The organism is Secundilactobacillus paracollinoides, assembly GCF_001702155.1.
In the GTDB taxonomy this organism is placed as follows: Bacteria; Bacillota; Bacilli; order Lactobacillales; family Lactobacillaceae; genus Secundilactobacillus; species Secundilactobacillus paracollinoides.
This window is the reverse complement of sequence record NZ_CP014912.1, coordinates 1,376,027-1,393,898: the sequence shown is the minus strand read 5'-3', so window position 1 is coordinate 1,393,898 and position 17,872 is coordinate 1,376,027. Positions and strand designations below refer to the sequence as shown.

At 47.9% G+C, this 17,872-nt stretch carries 6 protein-coding genes; 2 read left to right on the top strand and 4 right to left on the bottom strand.

Annotated elements, in window-relative coordinates:
- Positions 1 to 229: 229 nt before the first annotated feature.
- Both AYR61_RS05825 and AYR61_RS15335 read right to left on the bottom strand, forming a co-directional pair.
- The gene (locus AYR61_RS05825; RefSeq protein WP_065902119.1) at positions 230 to 6,535 is read right to left on the bottom strand and encodes an MBG domain-containing protein; all 6,306 of its coding nucleotides are present in this window, start codon (positions 6,533 to 6,535) and stop codon (positions 230 to 232) included.
- Between the two features lie 62 nt (positions 6,536 to 6,597).
- On the bottom strand, positions 6,598 to 6,738 hold the full coding sequence (locus AYR61_RS15335; RefSeq protein ID WP_169790381.1) for a hypothetical protein: 141 nt from the start codon (positions 6,736 to 6,738) through the stop codon (positions 6,598 to 6,600).
- Between the two features lie 776 nt (positions 6,739 to 7,514).
- On the opposite strand from AYR61_RS15335, the gene AYR61_RS05820 reads away from it, so the two are divergent.
- Together AYR61_RS05820 and AYR61_RS05815 are read left to right on the top strand one after the other, a co-directional pair.
- Positions 7,515 to 8,171, top strand: coding sequence for an EAL domain-containing protein (locus AYR61_RS05820; protein ID WP_065902118.1), 657 nt, complete (start codon positions 7,515 to 7,517; stop codon positions 8,169 to 8,171).
- Positions 8,172 to 8,196: 25 nt separating this feature from the next.
- Positions 8,197 to 9,576, top strand: a complete 1,380-nt coding sequence (locus AYR61_RS05815; RefSeq protein ID WP_065902116.1) for a PTS mannitol transporter subunit IICB — start codon at positions 8,197 to 8,199, stop codon at positions 9,574 to 9,576.
- 152 nt (positions 9,577 to 9,728) lie between these two features.
- Here the strand turns inward: AYR61_RS05815 and AYR61_RS05810 are convergent, their stop codons facing one another.
- Positions 9,729 to 11,462, bottom strand: coding sequence for a mucin-binding protein (locus AYR61_RS05810; RefSeq protein WP_065902114.1), 1,734 nt, complete (start codon positions 11,460 to 11,462; stop codon positions 9,729 to 9,731).
- Positions 11,459 to 17,869: a mucin-binding protein gene (locus tag AYR61_RS05805; RefSeq protein ID WP_065902112.1), complete on the bottom strand. Its 6,411-nt coding sequence runs from the start codon at positions 17,867 to 17,869 to the stop codon at positions 11,459 to 11,461. The genes AYR61_RS05810 and AYR61_RS05805 overlap by 4 nt, the downstream gene beginning before the upstream one ends.
- Between the last annotated feature and the right edge of the window lie 3 nt (positions 17,870 to 17,872).

Genomic DNA, 17,872 nt, shown 5'->3' with positions numbered 1-17,872 from the left:
GATATGACGCAAGGTATTTAAGTATTGTTGTATAGACAACATAACACTCGAAATTGATGGGTATAAATTTTATTGAACAGCCCCATTTCATCCTGAAATATGGCACCTGTCAATTATCCTTCAAAAAAAGTGCCATCCAAAAGTCCACATTTTAGTGGCCTTCGGATGACACTTCTTTTATTTTATGAACATCGAAAACAGGTTATTCACCGTTCTTAAGTCAAACTACTTAGTCTTCCTTACGTTTCTTACCAAAACCTACAAGGCCAAGCAGTCCAAGGAGTGATGCCCCGGCAATTGCCCATGCGCCAGACTGTGACTCGTTGGTTTGTGGGAGCTTGCCAGTTGCTTGTTGTTTAGCAGCATCCTTGCCGGTAACTGCTGAACCAGTAGTGGCGTCAGCAGCACCAACTTGGCTATTCGTTGCCGAAGCAGTCGCGTTGCCAGTGGTTGTTGCCACATCCGTCAAGCCGGTTGATTGGCCATTGTTACCAGTAGGCTGGCCAGTTTGGTGATTGTCTGTGCCTGTTACGACCTGATTCGTGGTCGTGTGCACATCGTTGCCGGTTGTCCCAGTACCGTTGCTTGTCTGATTCGAGCCAGAAGCGTTGTCACCATCATTTGGCACAACGACTGCATCGCCGGGGTTGGTAGCGACATCGTTGCCGTTGTTACCAGGTGTTGTGGTTCCACCATTGCCATTATCTGGGTTGGTTGGATCAGTCGTGCTCCCGCCATTCCCATTGTCTGGGTTAGTTGGGTCAGTTGTGCTCCCGCCGTTCCCATTATCTGGGTTGGTTGGGTCAGTCGTGTTCCCGCCATTGCCATTGTCTGGGTTAGTTGGGTTTGCAGTGTAGACTACCGTGACAGTACTGTCAGCTAAGTCAGCAGTGGCAATATTGCCAAGTAATTCCTGGGCAACACTGGCCTTGTCAGCTGTGTAGCCAGTTAGGTCAGGGGTTACAACAGCGTCGTACCCGTTTTGCGCGGTGGCGTATGACGTGCCGGTAACCAAATTGCTGACCGTCTTCCAGTTCATTGTCTGGGTAACGGGCGCTGCGGCTTGGGTGCCATCGGCGTATACGTAGTTGATCGTCCGCGTTGTGGTAGTTGTGCCGTCAACGATCTTGTGGGCCAAATGAACCGTCTGGTTGGCAGCCCCATCAGCAGTAAAGGTGTAGGCAATCTGACCATCCTGGTTCTTAGCCAGAACATAATTGGCAGGAACGGTAACGGTGTAGGTGCCGTCTTCGTTCGTCACACCAGTAACGGTTTCAGTGACACCAACTTGTTGGCCAGTCACGTCGTCCACGTAGGTCACGTCAAACGATTGGACGTTAGCCGTGTACGTCACAGTGATCTTGCCATTCTTCGTTGCAGGCGTAGCTACTGTGGTCGTTTCCGGCGTGTAACCCGCAATTTCAGGAACGCTAATGGCGTCACCAGGGTAACTGGTGGTTGTTACGTCACTGGCGCCTGGAATCGCATTGCCGTTTTGGTCAACCACTGAAATGGTCGTCGTGACCTTAACGGGCGCAACCTTAGCCAACGTTACCGTATAGGTCTGGTTCACGCCATCGTTGGTATCAAACGTCTTGGCAGCGTTGGTCAGTGTGTTCAGACTGCCGCTTTGAGGCGTGTAGCCCTGGTTAAGCAGCGCTTGTTCCTGAGCAACCGCACTGCTGTAATCGATCGTGCCATTTGAGACACCATCAATTGTGGTTGAGGCAAGGTCGTTCCCCTTGTCATCCACAAAGTTCACAACGACCTGTTGGGCATTGGCGGTGTAGGTCACTTTGATTGTTGGCGTCTTTTCGGCTGGAATCGTCACAGTCGAAACGGTGGCGGTGTAGCCTTGAACCGTTGGCACGTCAACACTCGTGCCAGGATAGTTTGAAACCGTGGTGCTGGTGGTGTTTGGAATCGTGTTCCCGTTGTCGTCAACTGGCACGATCGTCGCAGTCACCTTCACGTTGCTGTTTTTCACGAGGGTAACCGTGTAAACTTGTGAGGCACTGCCGGCCGGATCGGCCACGTTATCAAACGTCGTTGCGGCGCTGGTCAACGTGTTCGTTGTGCCAGCCTTTGGCGTGTAGCCCATGTTGATGAGGGCTTGTTCCTGTGAAACGGCTGAGCTGTAATCAACAGCTGCATCCGTTTGACCGTTGATCGTGGTTGTTGCCAAGGTGTTACCCTTGTCATCAACGAAGTTAACGATGACGGCCTGAGCGTCAGCGGTGTAGGTAACCGTGTAGGTGTTGTCAGTTGGCGTGTCAGTCGTGGCAGTCTTTGTGAGGTCGATTGAGCCTGGTGTTACCGTGTAGCCGGCAACTGCTGCTGGGGTGTAGGTTGCTGGTTCGTCACTCGTTGGGGTGTACGTGGTGGTCTTCGTCACATTGTCTGTGTCTGAATCCCAGTTCACCGTGTACGATGTGGTGGTGTCGCCAGTTGCGAGGCCCGTTGTTGAAATGGTATCCGTCGTTGTAGCAGCATTCTGGGTCAGTGTGTGGCTGTGGACTAAGTGAATCGTCACATCAGGGTTGTCGCTGGCTGCGAAGGTGTAACTGCCGGAAGCAGCTTGGTCGGATGCGAGTTCGTAGCCTGCTGGAATGGTTGCAGTCCAAGTAGTGGTAGCATCCGTTGTACCAGTCAATTGATCAGTCTTAACAACCGCGTTATCACTGGCATCATCATCAACGTAAACCAGGTCAGCTGTTTGCTTATTTGCCGTGTAAGTGACGGTCACATCAGGGGTAACCTTTGCGATATCCGTTAAAGCAACCGAGGCTTGCGTTGGTACAGTACCGACCGTTGTCAGATTTGCTGTGTAACCTGCAACTTCAGGTGAAACAACGTAGGTCGTGTTCCCTGAAATCGTGGCGTAAGTTTCGTGGGTCGCTTCGTCGGTTACCGTGTTCCAGTTAAACGTCTGCGTGGTTGAAGCAGGCGTCTTGCTGGCGTCACCATCGGCCAATTGATAAGTGATTGTCCGAGTCGACGTTGCCGTCCCGTAGTCCAACTTGTGCACCAGGTTAATGGTCAGATCATCTGAGTCATCAGCCGTTACTTTGTACGCAACCGCATTGATGCCGTCTTGTGAAAGAATCGTAGCGGTTTGATCGTCTGAAAGAGCGTAACCAGCCGGAATCGTGATGATGTAGTTGCCGTTTTCGCCAACGTATGTGCCGGCTGTATCAGTGCTAATCACCGCGTTGTTGTCGTCTTGGTCAACGTACGAAACCGTTGCTGAAGCAGCTTGAGTATTGTAGATGACATCAATGTTTGTAAATTGAGCCATTTGTTGTTTCATCTGGTCTGTCAGTTGTGGCGTGCTGCCGACACCGATACCGAATTCTGCCATCAGTGCTGTAATTGGCGCAGAGACAGTTGAGCTTGTATCCTTGCTGCTGTCGGTGTTCAAGAAGGTTGCGGTTGTCGTCCCATCGCCATTATTTGTGAAGGTAATCTTGGTGATGCCCTCAGTGTTGTAGGGTGAGTTCGTGTTGGCCGTTGCAACGACCTGCTGAAGCTCATCAGCAGTATAGCCGTTAACCGCAACGTTGACACCATCAACACTGGTGCCATCTGGCCAAGTGTAGTTTTCAGTGATCGTTGGTTGCAGACTGTTACCAGCCGTATCGGTAATCGTCACCGTATAGTTAGATTGACCCGCTTTTACTGTCACAGTCCCCGGTGCGATAACGTTGCTGTCAAACAGGTAGTCCTGATTTGCGGCTGCCAGCTTAGCGAGACCCGTAGCGGAAAGGCTGACGTCATAGCTGCCGACGTTTGGTGAAACGGCAGAGACGTTCAGGTCGCCGCTGGTGGTTGCGATAGTGTAGGTACCGTCACCGTTAGCAGTCCAACCTGTTGGCGCAGTCAAACCAGTTGGCAAAGTGACCGTGTAGCTGGTTGGTGTGCTGCCCGTCCATGACATCGTTTGATCAGTGATGGCACCGGCAGCTTGCGTGGTGTCCATAACCTGCAGGTATTGCACCGTGTACGTGTTCCCCGTAGCAACCGTTGCCGCGTCTGAAACGGTCGTGGTGATTGCTGGGTAGGTTGCGTAAGTGGCTACTGCACCGTCTTTGAGTTCATAAGTGATGCCGTTTTGGACGATGGTCGTTGGGACGAGTGACAGCGTGTTGTAGGTTGTTTGCGGTGTGCCGATTATGGTCTTGCTGCCGAGAGAAACGCCGTCTGGGCCTACGAAGTTGTAGGTGTCTTGGACTTGAGCTTGGACGATGCCATATTGGTAAATATAGTTAGTGTAAGTACTATTTAAAATATAAGCGTCGTCTATTCCAAGTGCATTGGCAATTTCAGGAACATTTACATAAGCACCATACCCATCAACGGCATAGTCACCTTGAGTATCTGCAAAGTTATCGGTAATGTAAAGTGCCCCACTGTCAGGTGCTGAAGTGTTCGGACCAATGTACCCACTCGTTACAGTTGAGTTAGGATCTGTCACGATGGTAACAGGGAACAAGTTATCTAGCGTGACACTTCCGTTGAACGTTGTGACACTGTCAAATGAAATCTTGAAGACTTGACGATCTTTGTATGACGTTTCTTGGGTAACAGACAAGCCCGTGTATGCAACATTGTAATCTGTAAGTGATTGCGTGATTTCGGAAGTAATCGTACTTGCTGGATCAGATGCGACCACTGCATTACCAGTGCTATCAGTTTCACCAATAACGAAACCTGCTGGAACAACCAAATATTCAGTTAGGTTATCCAGGTTAGCAACCGTATTATTGTTCAAAATTCTGAGGTTAAGATTCAACAACGACCCACTTGAATATACAGCTGAGGTATTAGAAATTGTCGTATACATATTGGCTGGCGTAAACTCAGTAGAGGTCGATGTTGCATCATGAACCGTAACCGTACCATCTGACACATTGTTAGCGGTCAATTGCAGGCTAGCATTCGAAGCGTTCAATGAGCTAATCGTTGCATCGCTCAATTTAATCGTGTACTGGCCATCGGTGCTAGTGTTCACAGCTGATGTATCAAAATAACTCATCGGCACAGTGTACACAATGCTGGATTGGGCTGCGTTAGTATAGCTAGCAGTCCAGTCGGTTGGAACTTGGTAGCTGCTTGCATTGTTGATGGTAACGTACAGACCTGATGGTAAGCTGGTACCCTTATTCATACTGATGGAGCCAACAACCGCCTGATCATTTTTAACGATGTTGAACCAGCCGGAACGTACTGCTGTCGTTGGAATCGTGTAGTTCGTGTTAACAGCTTCCAAATCAGCGATGCCTTGAGCAGATAACGTGATTTCGTAACTGCCTGGCTGCTGGCTGGTGATATCAGCATCGATATCGTTGGTTGAAAGGTCAACTGTGTAAGTGCCATCGGTGTTCGCTGTCCAGCTTTCTGGTGCAACCAAATCGCTGCCCAGTGTGACAACGTAGCTTGTTGGATTAGTTGAGGCATCATTGTCGTAATTCTTGTTATCGCCGGCAATCACGATTGAGTTTGAGGCCGCTTCAACCTTGCTGATGACTAATGAACCAGCAACGATGTTGTCGGTCGTAATCGTTTTGCCAATGTTAACCGCCTGCAAGTTTGCCAGACCGGTTGTTGAAAGGGTCACAGCGTACGTGCCAACGTTTTGGTCAGTTGTATCAATATCCAGGTTGCCAGAATCTGAGGCAACATAGTATTCGTTTGCCGTGTCAGTGGCATACCATTCACTCGGCGCGTTCACCCCGTTAGCCAGAGTGACCGTGAAGTTCAATGGTGTTGACGCGTCGTTGTCGTACGTTTTTGTGGTCGTTCCAACGGTTGCGTCGATCTCAGCAGTTTGCGCTGCGGAGGAGGCAACGATCTTTTGTGCTTGACCAGTTGTTGCGTAGTCGGCTGCAGCGGCTGTTTTGGCAGCGTTAAGCGTGTCGTTGTCCGTTGATCCTAGGTCAGTTGTTTTGACGTCGGTTGAGGTGTCCGTGCTGGCCGTGTCACTGCTGGTGCTGTTTGAGTTTGAAGCTGTATTGGTTTGAGTTGATGAGTTGTCTGTATTTTCGTTAGTAGTAGTTGCGTCACTTGCCGGATCAGTAGAAGTGCTGTCATCACTTGATGCAGTTGCAGCCTCCGTTTGGGCAGTTGCAGCAGTGGTTGAAGATGCAGTTGCTGCGTCAGTTGATTGCGTTGATGCATCACTAGAAGACGTAGCCGACGTTGCGTCATTGCTTGATGATGCTGTTGTGGCATCATCCGTTGTCGTTGTTGAAGTGGTCGATGCTGCATCACTATCAGCCGTTGTTGACTCACTGGTTGTATCTGAAGACGACTGTGACGATTGGTTGGCACTGCTGGTGGCAGTCGCGGTTGTGTCTGCTGTGCTAGTTGATGTTGAATCTGCGTATGATGTCACACCGGCGCCAAAAAACAAGGCCATACCTAAAGACAGGCTAGCGATGCTGGCGAAAACCCAGCGCTTACCTGATTTGTATGCCTTGTAGTGTTGTTGCAAATTTGATTGTACTTCTTTACTCCGATTGTTCTTGCCGACCATGGTAGAACCCCCATTCATTTTAAATGCCTATATTGCTCCCATTACCTATGCTTGATGCATTTTTACAACGTTTTGATTTGAAGATACTGCTTAACTAATCCCTCCAAAAGACTAGCTACACTGGTGTTTTCCTCCACCGCGCGAATCTTCAGCTGCTTAATAAGCTCGCTATCAAGCGTTGTTGTAAACTTCTTTTTCCCCAAGAAGTCCACCTCCTCCAAAATATTTAGTTTTTAATGATTACAATCTAATTGTAGTTGTTACACGTCTGAAAGTAAATACGTATATACTAGTTTTATTATAAAACTAATTCCCGTATTCAACTATGATACTGTAACACATGTTGCTGGGTAATGCACTAGTTTTTGCTTACTTCTTTTTAGTGAATTTGAAAGCTTAACTAATTGTTCGTATAAGACGAACAGAGTGTGAAGCAAGGCGGTTTAGGGGCGGTGTGTAACGGGCTCTGACCGAAAAGTCCGGGTCTGACTTTTTGGTTAGAGCCCGTTACACGTTAGCCCCGTGCCTTGCTGAACACGTTTAGGCAATGTGACATAGCCCCACGTCGCCAGCCAAGCTCTGCAGCCAGAAAACTCAAACAGAACTCTCCAGTTCGTAACCAGTGATTCCCTATATCGTGTAAAAGAATGACGAACCGTCACATAAAAAAACGACTATACCGGAAAAGGAGACCAAATGCAATAGCCGCACTTAGCCCACTTTTCACTGTCTATTTCATTTAAATATGTTGTTAATCGGCCATTCACTAAAATGAGATTCATCGGTGTAAGACTATTTGTTCAACTTTCTTGTGACAAGTTTATTTGCTAAGCCTCAAGCATCGAATTCGTGATTGGATACTAGCTCAACCAATATATACGGTAAAGTGTAAATATTCTTATACTGATAGTGTGACTAGCCGGGAATTGGTCTATAATGCATAGTATAGACTTACACCAAAGGTTTTGGGGGTGAACACATGTTGCGCTTTATGAGTCAAGAAAAGTACTCAGCCCGCGAATTGATCGGGTATGAACTGTTTTTGCGTGAATTAAAAGAAGGTCAATGGGTGTTCCCAAAAGACTTCGGCAAATTTTCACCAAAAGACATTGCGAGCCTATTGGTGTCAACTATAAAGTCACTGCCAGACAGCATTCAACTGGTATCATTGAATCTCGATCAACCCCAGTTCATTGATTCCCAATATGCGACAGAACTTGGTGCAGCACAACGTGATTGCCCTGATACTCAGATCATTGTGGAACTAACTGAACACAAATACGGCATCAACATCGGGCAGCTTCGTTCAGCCGCTAGTGCCTTGCAGCAACAACGATTATGGGTCTGTCTCGATGATGTGGGCACCGGTGCCAATGATATTACCTTAGCTGAACAGATGTCAGATGTGGTCCAAGAATATAAGTTTGCGCTTCAGAATTTTCGGGGCAAGCGAGACTTCATCACAAGTGTGAGTCCCCAACTGCAATTTTGGTGGGAACAAGCGCGGATTAATAATACATTTTTAGCAATTGAGGGGTTTGAAGCGCAAAGTGACCTGAAAGTGGCGACCAACTATCCGGCCGATATCGTTCAAGGTTACTATTTTGGCCGCCCTCGCCTAACTGAACTCGAGTAAATATCGTCGCAAAGAGGGGCGGGGCATGAAATACTTAAAAATAATCAACCGACAAATCAGGGCAATCGGCACCATCCTAACCGACATGGTGATGCCCAACATTGGAGCGTTCATCGCTTGGGGGTTACTTTCGGCAATTTTTAGTAACTCTGGCTGGTTCCCCAATCCGCAAATCAATCAACTTGTCACGATGATGGGAAAATATATACTACCAATCTTGCTAGCATCCACTGGTGGACGGATCAAGGGCGGTCAACGTGGCAGCCTGGTCGCGGCAATTGCGACACTTGGTCTAATTTGTGGGATGAAAGACTCGGCATTACTCGGTGCCATGATTATTGGCCCAGTAGTCGGTTGGCTGATGCGAATCACCGATACGTCATTGCGTAAGCATGTTAGCCAGGGATTTGAACTACTAGTCAATAACCTGACGGCAGCCTTTCTTGGCATGGTCACCAGCCTTGGCGCCTATTTTGTATTGGCCCCCATCATCGACTGGTTCAGTCAGGTACTGGAGACTGCAACCCACTGGTTATTTGTGAACCACTTACTAGCACTGATGAATGTCGTCATCGAACCAGCCAAAGTGTTCTTCCTAAACAATGCGATCAACCACGGCATTTTAAACCCGCTGGGGACTAATCAAGCCATTGCTTCTGGCCACTCCATTTTGTTCCTGCTAGAAACCAATCCTGGACCTGGAATCGGGTTGCTTTTGGCATTTGCACTGTTTGGCAATCACCGTGCTAGAAAATATGCTGGCAATGCGCTTATTATTCACGCACTGGGTGGCATTCACGAAGTCTACTTTCCATATGTCCTAAAACACCCCCAGCTATTAGTATCAGTTATCTGTGGCGGTGTCACAGGCACTTTCACCTTTAGTATGATGCACGTTGGCCTGCGTGCCGACCCGTCACCTGGATCCATTATTACTATTCTGATGCTCACACCAAGTGGCTGGCATAATTACATTGGTGTCATTGCCGGTATTTTGTCCTCAACCTTAGTCTCATTTTCAATTACTGCGGCTTGGTTGGCTTGGATCGCACCCAAGTACCGTCACCAGCAAGTCGACGCTCAAGCAGTATCAACGAGCAATCATGTGATTGTGACCGGAGATGCTGGCATGGGATCACCATCAATGGGCGCTAGAATTCTGCACGACAAATTGCGCCGTGCCGGGCACAATGAGTTTGCCCTCACGTCGGAGCCAATCAACCGCTTAAAAAATACCACCAACGCGACCATCTTTGTGCGTCATGATTATTTGGAGCGCGTTCAGGCAATAGTGCCTGATGCGCACGCCATCATCAGTATTAATAACTACCTGAATACACCTGAATATGATCATTTTGTCAGTGAACAAAATGACCTCGCGAAGGCTTTGGGGTCACTTGAATAAATATCAACGTAAAAGAGCACCCAATTTAGGTGCTTTTTTGTCTGCAGTAACGTCCTATTCAAAATACGCGCTCCCGAAGGCCATAAAAGCGACTGAATGCTTAATTACATTCAGTCGCTTATATTCATTAGTAACTCATCATTTCCTAGTCACTAATCATCTTCACGTTTCTTCTTACCAAAACCAATCAAACCAAGTAAGCCCATCAATGAAGCTCCAACAATTGCCCATACACCGCTTTGTTGCTCACTCGTTTGCGGCAACTTAGAAGTCTTATCAGCCGTGCCAGTTACTGACTTGTCACCACCTGTATCAGCGCTTGAAGTGGTCAGTGTTCCAGACAATGTCCGGTTAGTAGTTTCTTGCTTACCAGTTGTGGTATCACCTTTAGCTGTTGTTGCCACTGAAGAATTTTCATTAGCTTGACCATGAGTAACGGTATCGCCATGACTAGAACTGCTGGTAGTTGTGTCACCAGAATCGCCACTCTTGCCATTGTCATTGCCTGAAACGGTGTCACCATCGTTGTCAGTCGCCGTATCGTTACCCGGAGTCGATGAATCAGTCCCCGTTGTGGTAGGCGTGCCACCGTCACTGTCATTCCCACCATTGCCACCATTATCTGGGGCAACTGGGTTAGCTGTGTATGTGACAACAACGGTTGAATCCGCTAAATCACTCGTAGGTTCGTTGCCAAACAATACTTGCGCAACACTTGACTTATCGGCTGTGTAGCCAACCAATGTTGGAGTATCAACTTCATCATATCCATTTTGTGCCGTCGCGTAACTTGATCCAGTCACCATGTCACGAACGACCTTCCACGTGATATCTTGGGTAACCGTCTTTGGTGCTGCGCTTGGGTCACCAGGGACAACGTACGTAATCGTTCTCGTCGTTGTGGCTGTCCCGTCAACAATCATGTGGTTTAAATGAACGGTTAGCGCCGTCTCGCCAGGCTGCATCGTGTAGGCGACCTCAGCAGATTGACCCTGACCTAGGACATAGTTGTTCGGAACTGTTACATCATAGGTGCCCTTCATCCCAGTGTAGCCATCAATGGTGGTGTCAAGCGTCGGCATTTCTTCGCCAGTTGCATCATCAATATAGGTGACCTTTTCAGTCGCAGGATCAGCCGTGTATGCCACATATACCTTTGTATCCGTTGGCTGGGTATCGATTGCGCCCAGTGTTTCTGCTGCAACCGTGGCCTGATCAGGGGTATAGCCGCTCACTTCAGGGCTATCTGAAGCCTCGTAATCGCCTTCGGCTGTGGCAACAATTGCACCAGTCACCATGTCACGTTCAACCTTCCACGTCACAGTCTGCGTGGTTGGCGTTGGGTTCTGACTGTTATCGCCTTCAACCACGTAGTAAATCGTCCGTGTCGTGTTCGTCGTCCCATCAGCAATAGCGTGTGTTAAATGAACGGTAATATCATCCGTATTATCCGTTGTATACGTGTAGGCGACACTGGCTGATTGTCCCTGACTCAAAACATAGTTAGTCGGTACTGATACTGTATAGGTGCCAGTCTCATCCGTCGTACCGGTTAAAGTTGTATCGAGCGCGGGCATCGTTTCACCAGTCGCATCATCAATATAGGTCACAGTTAGCGTTTGAGGATCAGCTGTATAGGTCACAGTCTTTGACTGATTTTCCGGTGCGGTCGTATCAGAAGCTTGATCAAACAAGACCGTCGTCTGATCCGCTGTGTACCCGTCAACGGCGGGACTCTCAATCGCAGTCTGTGCTGTCTCTGGTGTGTAGGTGCTTGTACCAGTAGCTTCGTCGGTGTCGACGTCCCAGGTAACTGATTGTAACTTTGCGGTCTGTGCCTTATCAGTTGGTAAGCCTTCATAGCTCACTGTATCCTGGGTCGTCATTGACGATTGTGTATGCGTATGCGCCACGTGGATCTGGACAACTTGATCATCGCCAGCCGTAAATTCATAAGTGCCGCTGCCTGGTCAGTCGCAAGGTGGTACCCCGTTAGCAAATCAGTCGTATTCCAGTCGGTAGTCGTTCCCGTAACGCCGTTTAGTGTAGTTGGCGTGCCAACAGTCTTCTCACCATTATCATCATCAATGTATTCAACCGTGGCTGTTTGTGGGTCAGCTGCGTAGGTCACAAAGGCATCCTCAGCATTCGTAGGTAACGTGTTAATTGTGCCTAACGTCTCACTTGGTACTGTGGTTGTATTTGCGGTATAACCTGAAACAGCCGGTGTATAGACTTGACCATAACTATCCGTAGTTGTCGCAGTAACGGCGCCAGTGACCATATCTTCAGTCACATTCCACATTGCGGTTTGTTGAACCGGATCAGGGTTTAGTGCATTATCTCCCTGAACAACAAAGTAAACATTTCGCGTAGTGGTTGCCGTTCCAGTTGCGATACCGTGACTCAAGTGAATCGTCAGGTTATCTGTATTATCGGTAGTAAATGCGTAAGCAACTTCAGCCGTTTGACCGTCACTTAAAACATAGTTGGTTGGCACCTGAACCGTGTACGTACCAGTCTCATCCGTAACACCAGTTAACGTGCCACCCAAGTTTGTCATCGTATCACCAGTTGTATCGTCAACGTATGTCACTGTCAGACTTTGACCAGTAGCCGTGTACGCGACTGTTGTTGTCTGATCTGTAGGGACATCCGTAATGGTTTCCTGCGGGAAGTCAGTCGTTGTGCTGGCTGGCGCATAACCATCAACTATTGGCGAATCAATTACAGTTGATGTTACTGATGGTGTATAGGTACTCTGACCAGTGGCTTCATCGGTATCGACTGTCCAATCAACAGCGACAGTCTTCGGCGTCTGTGCCTTGTCAGTTGGCAGACCGGTATAGGTCACTGTATCTGTCGTCGTAACTGTACTTGAGGTATGAACGTGTGACAGATGAATCGTTAAATTATCGCTATCATCGTTCGTCAGTGTGTAGGCAATCGTATTTGCATCGCTGATTTCAGTCTGACCAGCTGTTAAGGCGTAACCGGTTGGGATGGTCACAGTGTAAGTTCCTGTGTCATCCATGTTACCCGTCAACGTCACCGTGTTGCCAACCTGGGCTTCATCGCTAGAATCATCATCGACATAGGTTACGGTCAAACTTTCTGGGTCAGCCGTATAAGTCACTGTCTTCGTTTGATTTTCAGGTGTTGTGCCTTGAGTAAACGTCACTTCGTTTGCCGCGGCTGTATACCCATCAATCGTTGGCACTGAAACAGTAGTCGTTGCATTATCAGGTGTATAGACTGTCGTATCAGTTGCTTCATCAGTATCGACATTCCAGGTCACTGTCGAAACGTCATCACTAGGTGTTTTAGTTTCTGGCAACCCAGCGTACGTCACAGTATTCGTCGTAGTTGTGGTTGAAACAGCATGTTTGTGCGTTAAATGAATCGTCATGTTATCCGTTGGCAACGTGTAAGCAACGGTATTATCAGCGCCAATCGTAACATCCTGTTGCGCGGCCAATTGATAACCCGCTGGCACATCAACTGTGTACGCGCCGGTTTCATCAGTCGTCCCATTAACGGTCGCAGGTTGACCAACCTGCGCGCCGCCATTATCATCATCCACATAAGAAACCGTAAACGACGTTGCGTTTGGCGTATAGTTAACGGTTTGTTGCTGGTCGACTGGTTCCGTCGTTGTACTTGCAGACTGAGTGAAGGTCACGGAAGGGTCGGCAGCTGTGTACCCTGTTACTGTCGGCGATGCAATTTCCGTAGTTGGAGTTGCAGTTGTGTAGGTCACCGTATTCGTAACCTGATCTGTATCAACAGTCCAATTGACAGTAGCACTATTATCCGACACCGTCCTATCGCTTGGTAGCCCCGTGTACGAAACAGTGTCCGTTGTGGTCATCGAGGTCGTGGTATGTTGATGGACTAAGTGAATAACAATTGGCGCATTGTCAGTAGCTTGGAACGTATACGTCCCAGACGCCGATTGGTTCTTAGCTAAATCGTAATTGTCAGGAACTGCAGCGGTCCAATCAACAGCCTGGTCCGTTGTCCCATTAAGTGCTGTCGAGTCGCCGACTGAAGCACCGTTTTCGTCATCATCGACAAACTCAATATCTGTGGCTTGCTTATCAGCAGTGTATGCAACTTCGGTGTTTTGGTCCGTCGGTGCGTCCGATTGAGAAGCAGTGGTAAAACTAACCTCAGCTTGAGAGGGATCAAAACTGTAACCAGCAACATTAGTCGTTTGATAAGTGGTGGTGCCGGCCGTGGATGGTACGTATGTTGTCTGACCTGTCACATCATCCGTTTCAATAGCCCAAGTGACATCTGCCGTTTGAGTGGCAGGCGTTTTGTCTGCTGGCAGACCAGTGTACGTGACCGTATTCGTTGTTGTCACTGTGCCAGTGGTCGTGATGTTATGCACCAGATGGACCGTTAAGTTGTCAGTATCATCATCCGTTAACGTGTACGCTAATGTGCTAGCTTGCCCACTTGCCAAATCGTATCCTGTTGGTGTCGTAGTCTGATAGCTGCCACTAGTCCCGAGCACGCCAGAAACAGTAGCCACGTCACCCACTGTGCTGCCGCCATTGTCATCGTCAACATAGGTCACGGTTAAGTCTGCACTCTTGGCCAGTTCATACTGCACAATTTCGCCGTCAGTGCTGTAAATTGCGGTATCGCCAACCTTGGTCGTTGCGGTGGATTCAATGCCATCAGCATTGGGACCGGAAACAAGTGTGTAATCATCGCTTGCTAATGTGTAACCCTCAGGAATTAGTGCCTGATCAGCTGCAGAAAAGCCATCGAGACTAGTTGGATAAATATCTTTGAGCGTGTCCACGTTATCCTGAAGGTCGTTTTGTGCGAGGTCATCCAATGTAATGTACTGGTCGTTGCCATCCGCATCAACGTAATGGAAACGAGTTGTTACGCTGGAAGTCCCAGTGATGGCAATTGATGCTGCTTTAGCCTCAGTACTTGCACTATTTCCGTTGACGAAAACGGCGGTGGATAGATAACCAGTCTGGCCTGCCAGATTTTCCATATTTTCAATCGTGCCGTTGATGGCAATTCGACCTGTTGATGTCCCTTTGGCGACATTATCCACTTCAATCATAATTGACCGAACTGAAGACCAATTGTCACCAATTTCATCTGCGGTTACATAACCCGTGGTATCTGGGGCAGCTTGCCCGTTTGTTACGGTTTGTGCTGAGGTCGAATAGAGCACTGTGCCTTGAATAGCGTCACCTGTACCTGTGCTGGTAATATAATTTGTTGGTAATGTGACTGGACCGGTTAAGTCAAACGTATAGCCGGAGCCACTAGCATCGCCGTCAGTTGGTAAATTGATGACACTGGTAGCCGTATTATCAGCACCATCAGCAACCGTGTTAATGAGTGTTGTGTAAAAGGTTGCGTCATCAGTCCCTTGATCATCAGAAGTACCAGCGCTGATACCGGTCACGTCTTGATTTCCTTGGGCAAATGAATACTCATCAAAAACGCTGGCAGAGCTAATCGTCCAATTCATGTCACCGCCAATCATTAAATAGGCATCAGCATTTCCATTTGTGTATGAGGTATCCGTTACCTTCGTCCCATTAGTTAGGGCAGTTGTCGGTGAGTAGACATACATCGAGAACGGATATTCTCCGGGGAGTGCATCCGGGTTGTTTGATAAATCAATTTGAACTGGCCCAGTTGAATCGGTGTTAACAGATTCTCCTGTTCCTGAGTAATCAACCTCAACAACTGTGCGACCATCATCACTCAAGTATTCCGTCACTTTTGCGTCATCTGAAATACCACTCATGCCATAAATGCTGGTTCCTGATGGCAATACATAGTAGAAAGTTGGTTCATAAACATTGTCAGTCGTGTGCTTGTTGCCACCAGTTCTGCCAACTGAAATCCGGCCAGCATACACCTTACCTGCAACCTGACCATCTGCAGGTTGCCACATATAGGCATAGACACCATCAATCGGAACAGAAATCGTTTCCGTATAAGTTTGTGATGCGATAACTGTTGTTGGATCAGAGGCCAGTGTGACACTGATACCAAAGTTGATTTCATCACCCACTTGCACCGCATTTCCATTATCATAGGTTTGTGAAACAGAACCTGATAAAACAAATCCTGAATCGGTACCGTGGTTTGCGCCAACTGTATAGGCACCTGAAGACAGGTAGTTAGGCGTCAGCGCAATCGACCGAATTGTCGTCCCAGCTGCAGCCGTAATTTCGCCACCAGCATCAACAACGCCCTCTTGAGTCGTCCCATCAGCTAACGTTACTGTGTAACTGTACTGTGTTGTACCAGTCAGATACTGTGATGAATTCGCACCAGAATCTGGAACCGTCAATGATGACATTTTTATCCCGTCAGGAACAGAAATGGTCACAACTGCATCATCCGTCAAAGCACTCGCAATCATTGAAGAAAGTCCGTAAGTGGCTAAGTAACTGGTTGCATCGGCGGGGTCAGTACTTAATGTCAATTGATTTTGTGCACCAGCCCCATAACTGTTACCACCAATAGAAACGCTGATACCACTCACAGAGGCAATATCACTTGTTCCGGCAATGGTTTCAGACATCGTTGATCCAGTGCCATCAAGCGTTGCCCCATCAGCTGAAATCACCTGCGAAAACTGAATTGGGCCGGCTGCGGTCAACGTTTGATCATCAGCAGTTTGTGTAACGCCATAAGACCCTGCAATTTGATACCCATTTTGACCTTCCCAACCTTGCTTACCAGACCCCTTGGGAACGGTAATGATAATATCTGCGCCAGCAGCCGATTGTGTAATCGTTGTTGCATCATTAAAATTGTTTAAGCTATCGGTGAGGGTACTATCCAGGGTAAACCCTTCTGGAACCGGAATCGTAATCGTCGTTCCATAATTTACATTTGAGTTAACTTGTTTTGTTTGATACCCGTTATTTATAAGGCCCTCGGATTCGTTCACATCAAAGTCATAGACATAATCGGTATTAGGCTGAACGGCCGGAACATTTGTCGTATCCGGCGATGTTCGTGTGATTGGATCCAAATTAATTGTCGGTGTCACTGTCTGTGTAATTGGGATTGTTGTTGTCGTGGTCCCGTTGACAGCTAACGTAATGTTGTAAACGCCCGTGCCGACGTCAGCAATCGGTTCAGGTTTTGCTGCATAGTTGTTCGAAACCCATAACGTAATTTGCTGAGACATGTCGGCCGTATTTTTAACAATGGTATCAGTAACGATCGTCCCATCTGCTGTCTTTGTTGTAGTGACAGTACCTTGATTTGCGGACAACGGATCTATGCCGTCGTACCCAAGAACACTAGTTGTTGGGATTGTAACTGAATAGGTATCACCCGTTTCAGCGCCTGTGGCGGTTAGTGTTAACGTAATTGCTGTCACACCCGTCTCATACCCCACCGTAGTGGTGTCGGATGTCAACGTCACTGTAGCGCTAGTTTCACTTGGTGTTGCTTCATCTAGCATCATGTTCAACTGCTGAGCTTGCCCCGTCAGCTTATAGGCAGCTTCCATTGTTTCCTTGGCTGTATCAATATCTGCGTCAGTCGGGTTAATGATCGTCTCACTATTGACAGCCAGTGAATCAGTAGAGATCGTTGGTGTGTCTAAAACCTCACCTGTCACGTTGTCAACTGTATCTGAGGACACAGTCTTATCCGACCCATCCCCCGTTGAGGTATCGTCCACGGTGGATGCGTCGGTTGTTATATCTGTGGCAGGTGTGCTATCAGTGATCTGGTCATTAGTTACACCATTATTTGTCGCAGTTGTACTTTTAGTAGTTGCTGAATTTGGCTTACTTGTTGCTGTAGTACTTCCTGTATCCGTAGTTGTTACTTTGTTAGCAGCTGTTGTGTCTGTGTCAGATTGTGATGCCTGCGTATCATCCTCAACTGATGAACCCACTGAACTATCTGACGATGAGGAGTCACTGTCTGCAACTGTGCTCGAAGATGTGTCCGAATCTGCAGTTGCAGTCGTATCACTGCTCGTATCAGCACTGTTTGACGTATCTGAACTACCAGTTGAGGGTGATGTCAACGTCACTTTATTTGTAGACGAAGTGGCTGCGGCCGCATCTGCTGTGCTGTCGCTTAACGTGTCTGTTGAATTGGAAGGTGTGCTGCTATCAGCATACGTCGTTAATCCGGACCCAAAAAATAATGCGGTCCCTAATGATAGGCTTGCGATACTAGCAAATACCCATCGTTTACCCGATTTATAATCCTTGTAATGTTTCTTTTCATTTGTTGCTACGTCTTTTACGCGATTGTTTTTGCCAACCATGAT

Bases quoted from the DNA above. Each gene is read 5' to 3' on its own strand.
- AYR61_RS05825 (WP_065902119.1), bottom strand. From the start codon at position 6,535: ATGGTCGGCAAGAACAATCGGAGTAAAGAAGTACAATCAAATTTGCAA.
- AYR61_RS05820 (WP_065902118.1), top strand. From the start codon at position 7,515: ATGTTGCGCTTTATGAGTCAAGAAAAGTACTCAGCCCGCGAATTGATC.
- AYR61_RS05815 (WP_065902116.1), top strand. From the start codon at position 8,197: ATGAAATACTTAAAAATAATCAACCGACAAATCAGGGCAATCGGCACC.
- AYR61_RS05810 (WP_065902114.1), bottom strand. From the start codon at position 11,462: ATGACGACCCAGGATACAGTGAGCTATGAAGGCTTACCAACTGATAAG.
- AYR61_RS05805 (WP_065902112.1), bottom strand. From the start codon at position 17,869: ATGGTTGGCAAAAACAATCGCGTAAAAGACGTAGCAACAAATGAAAAG.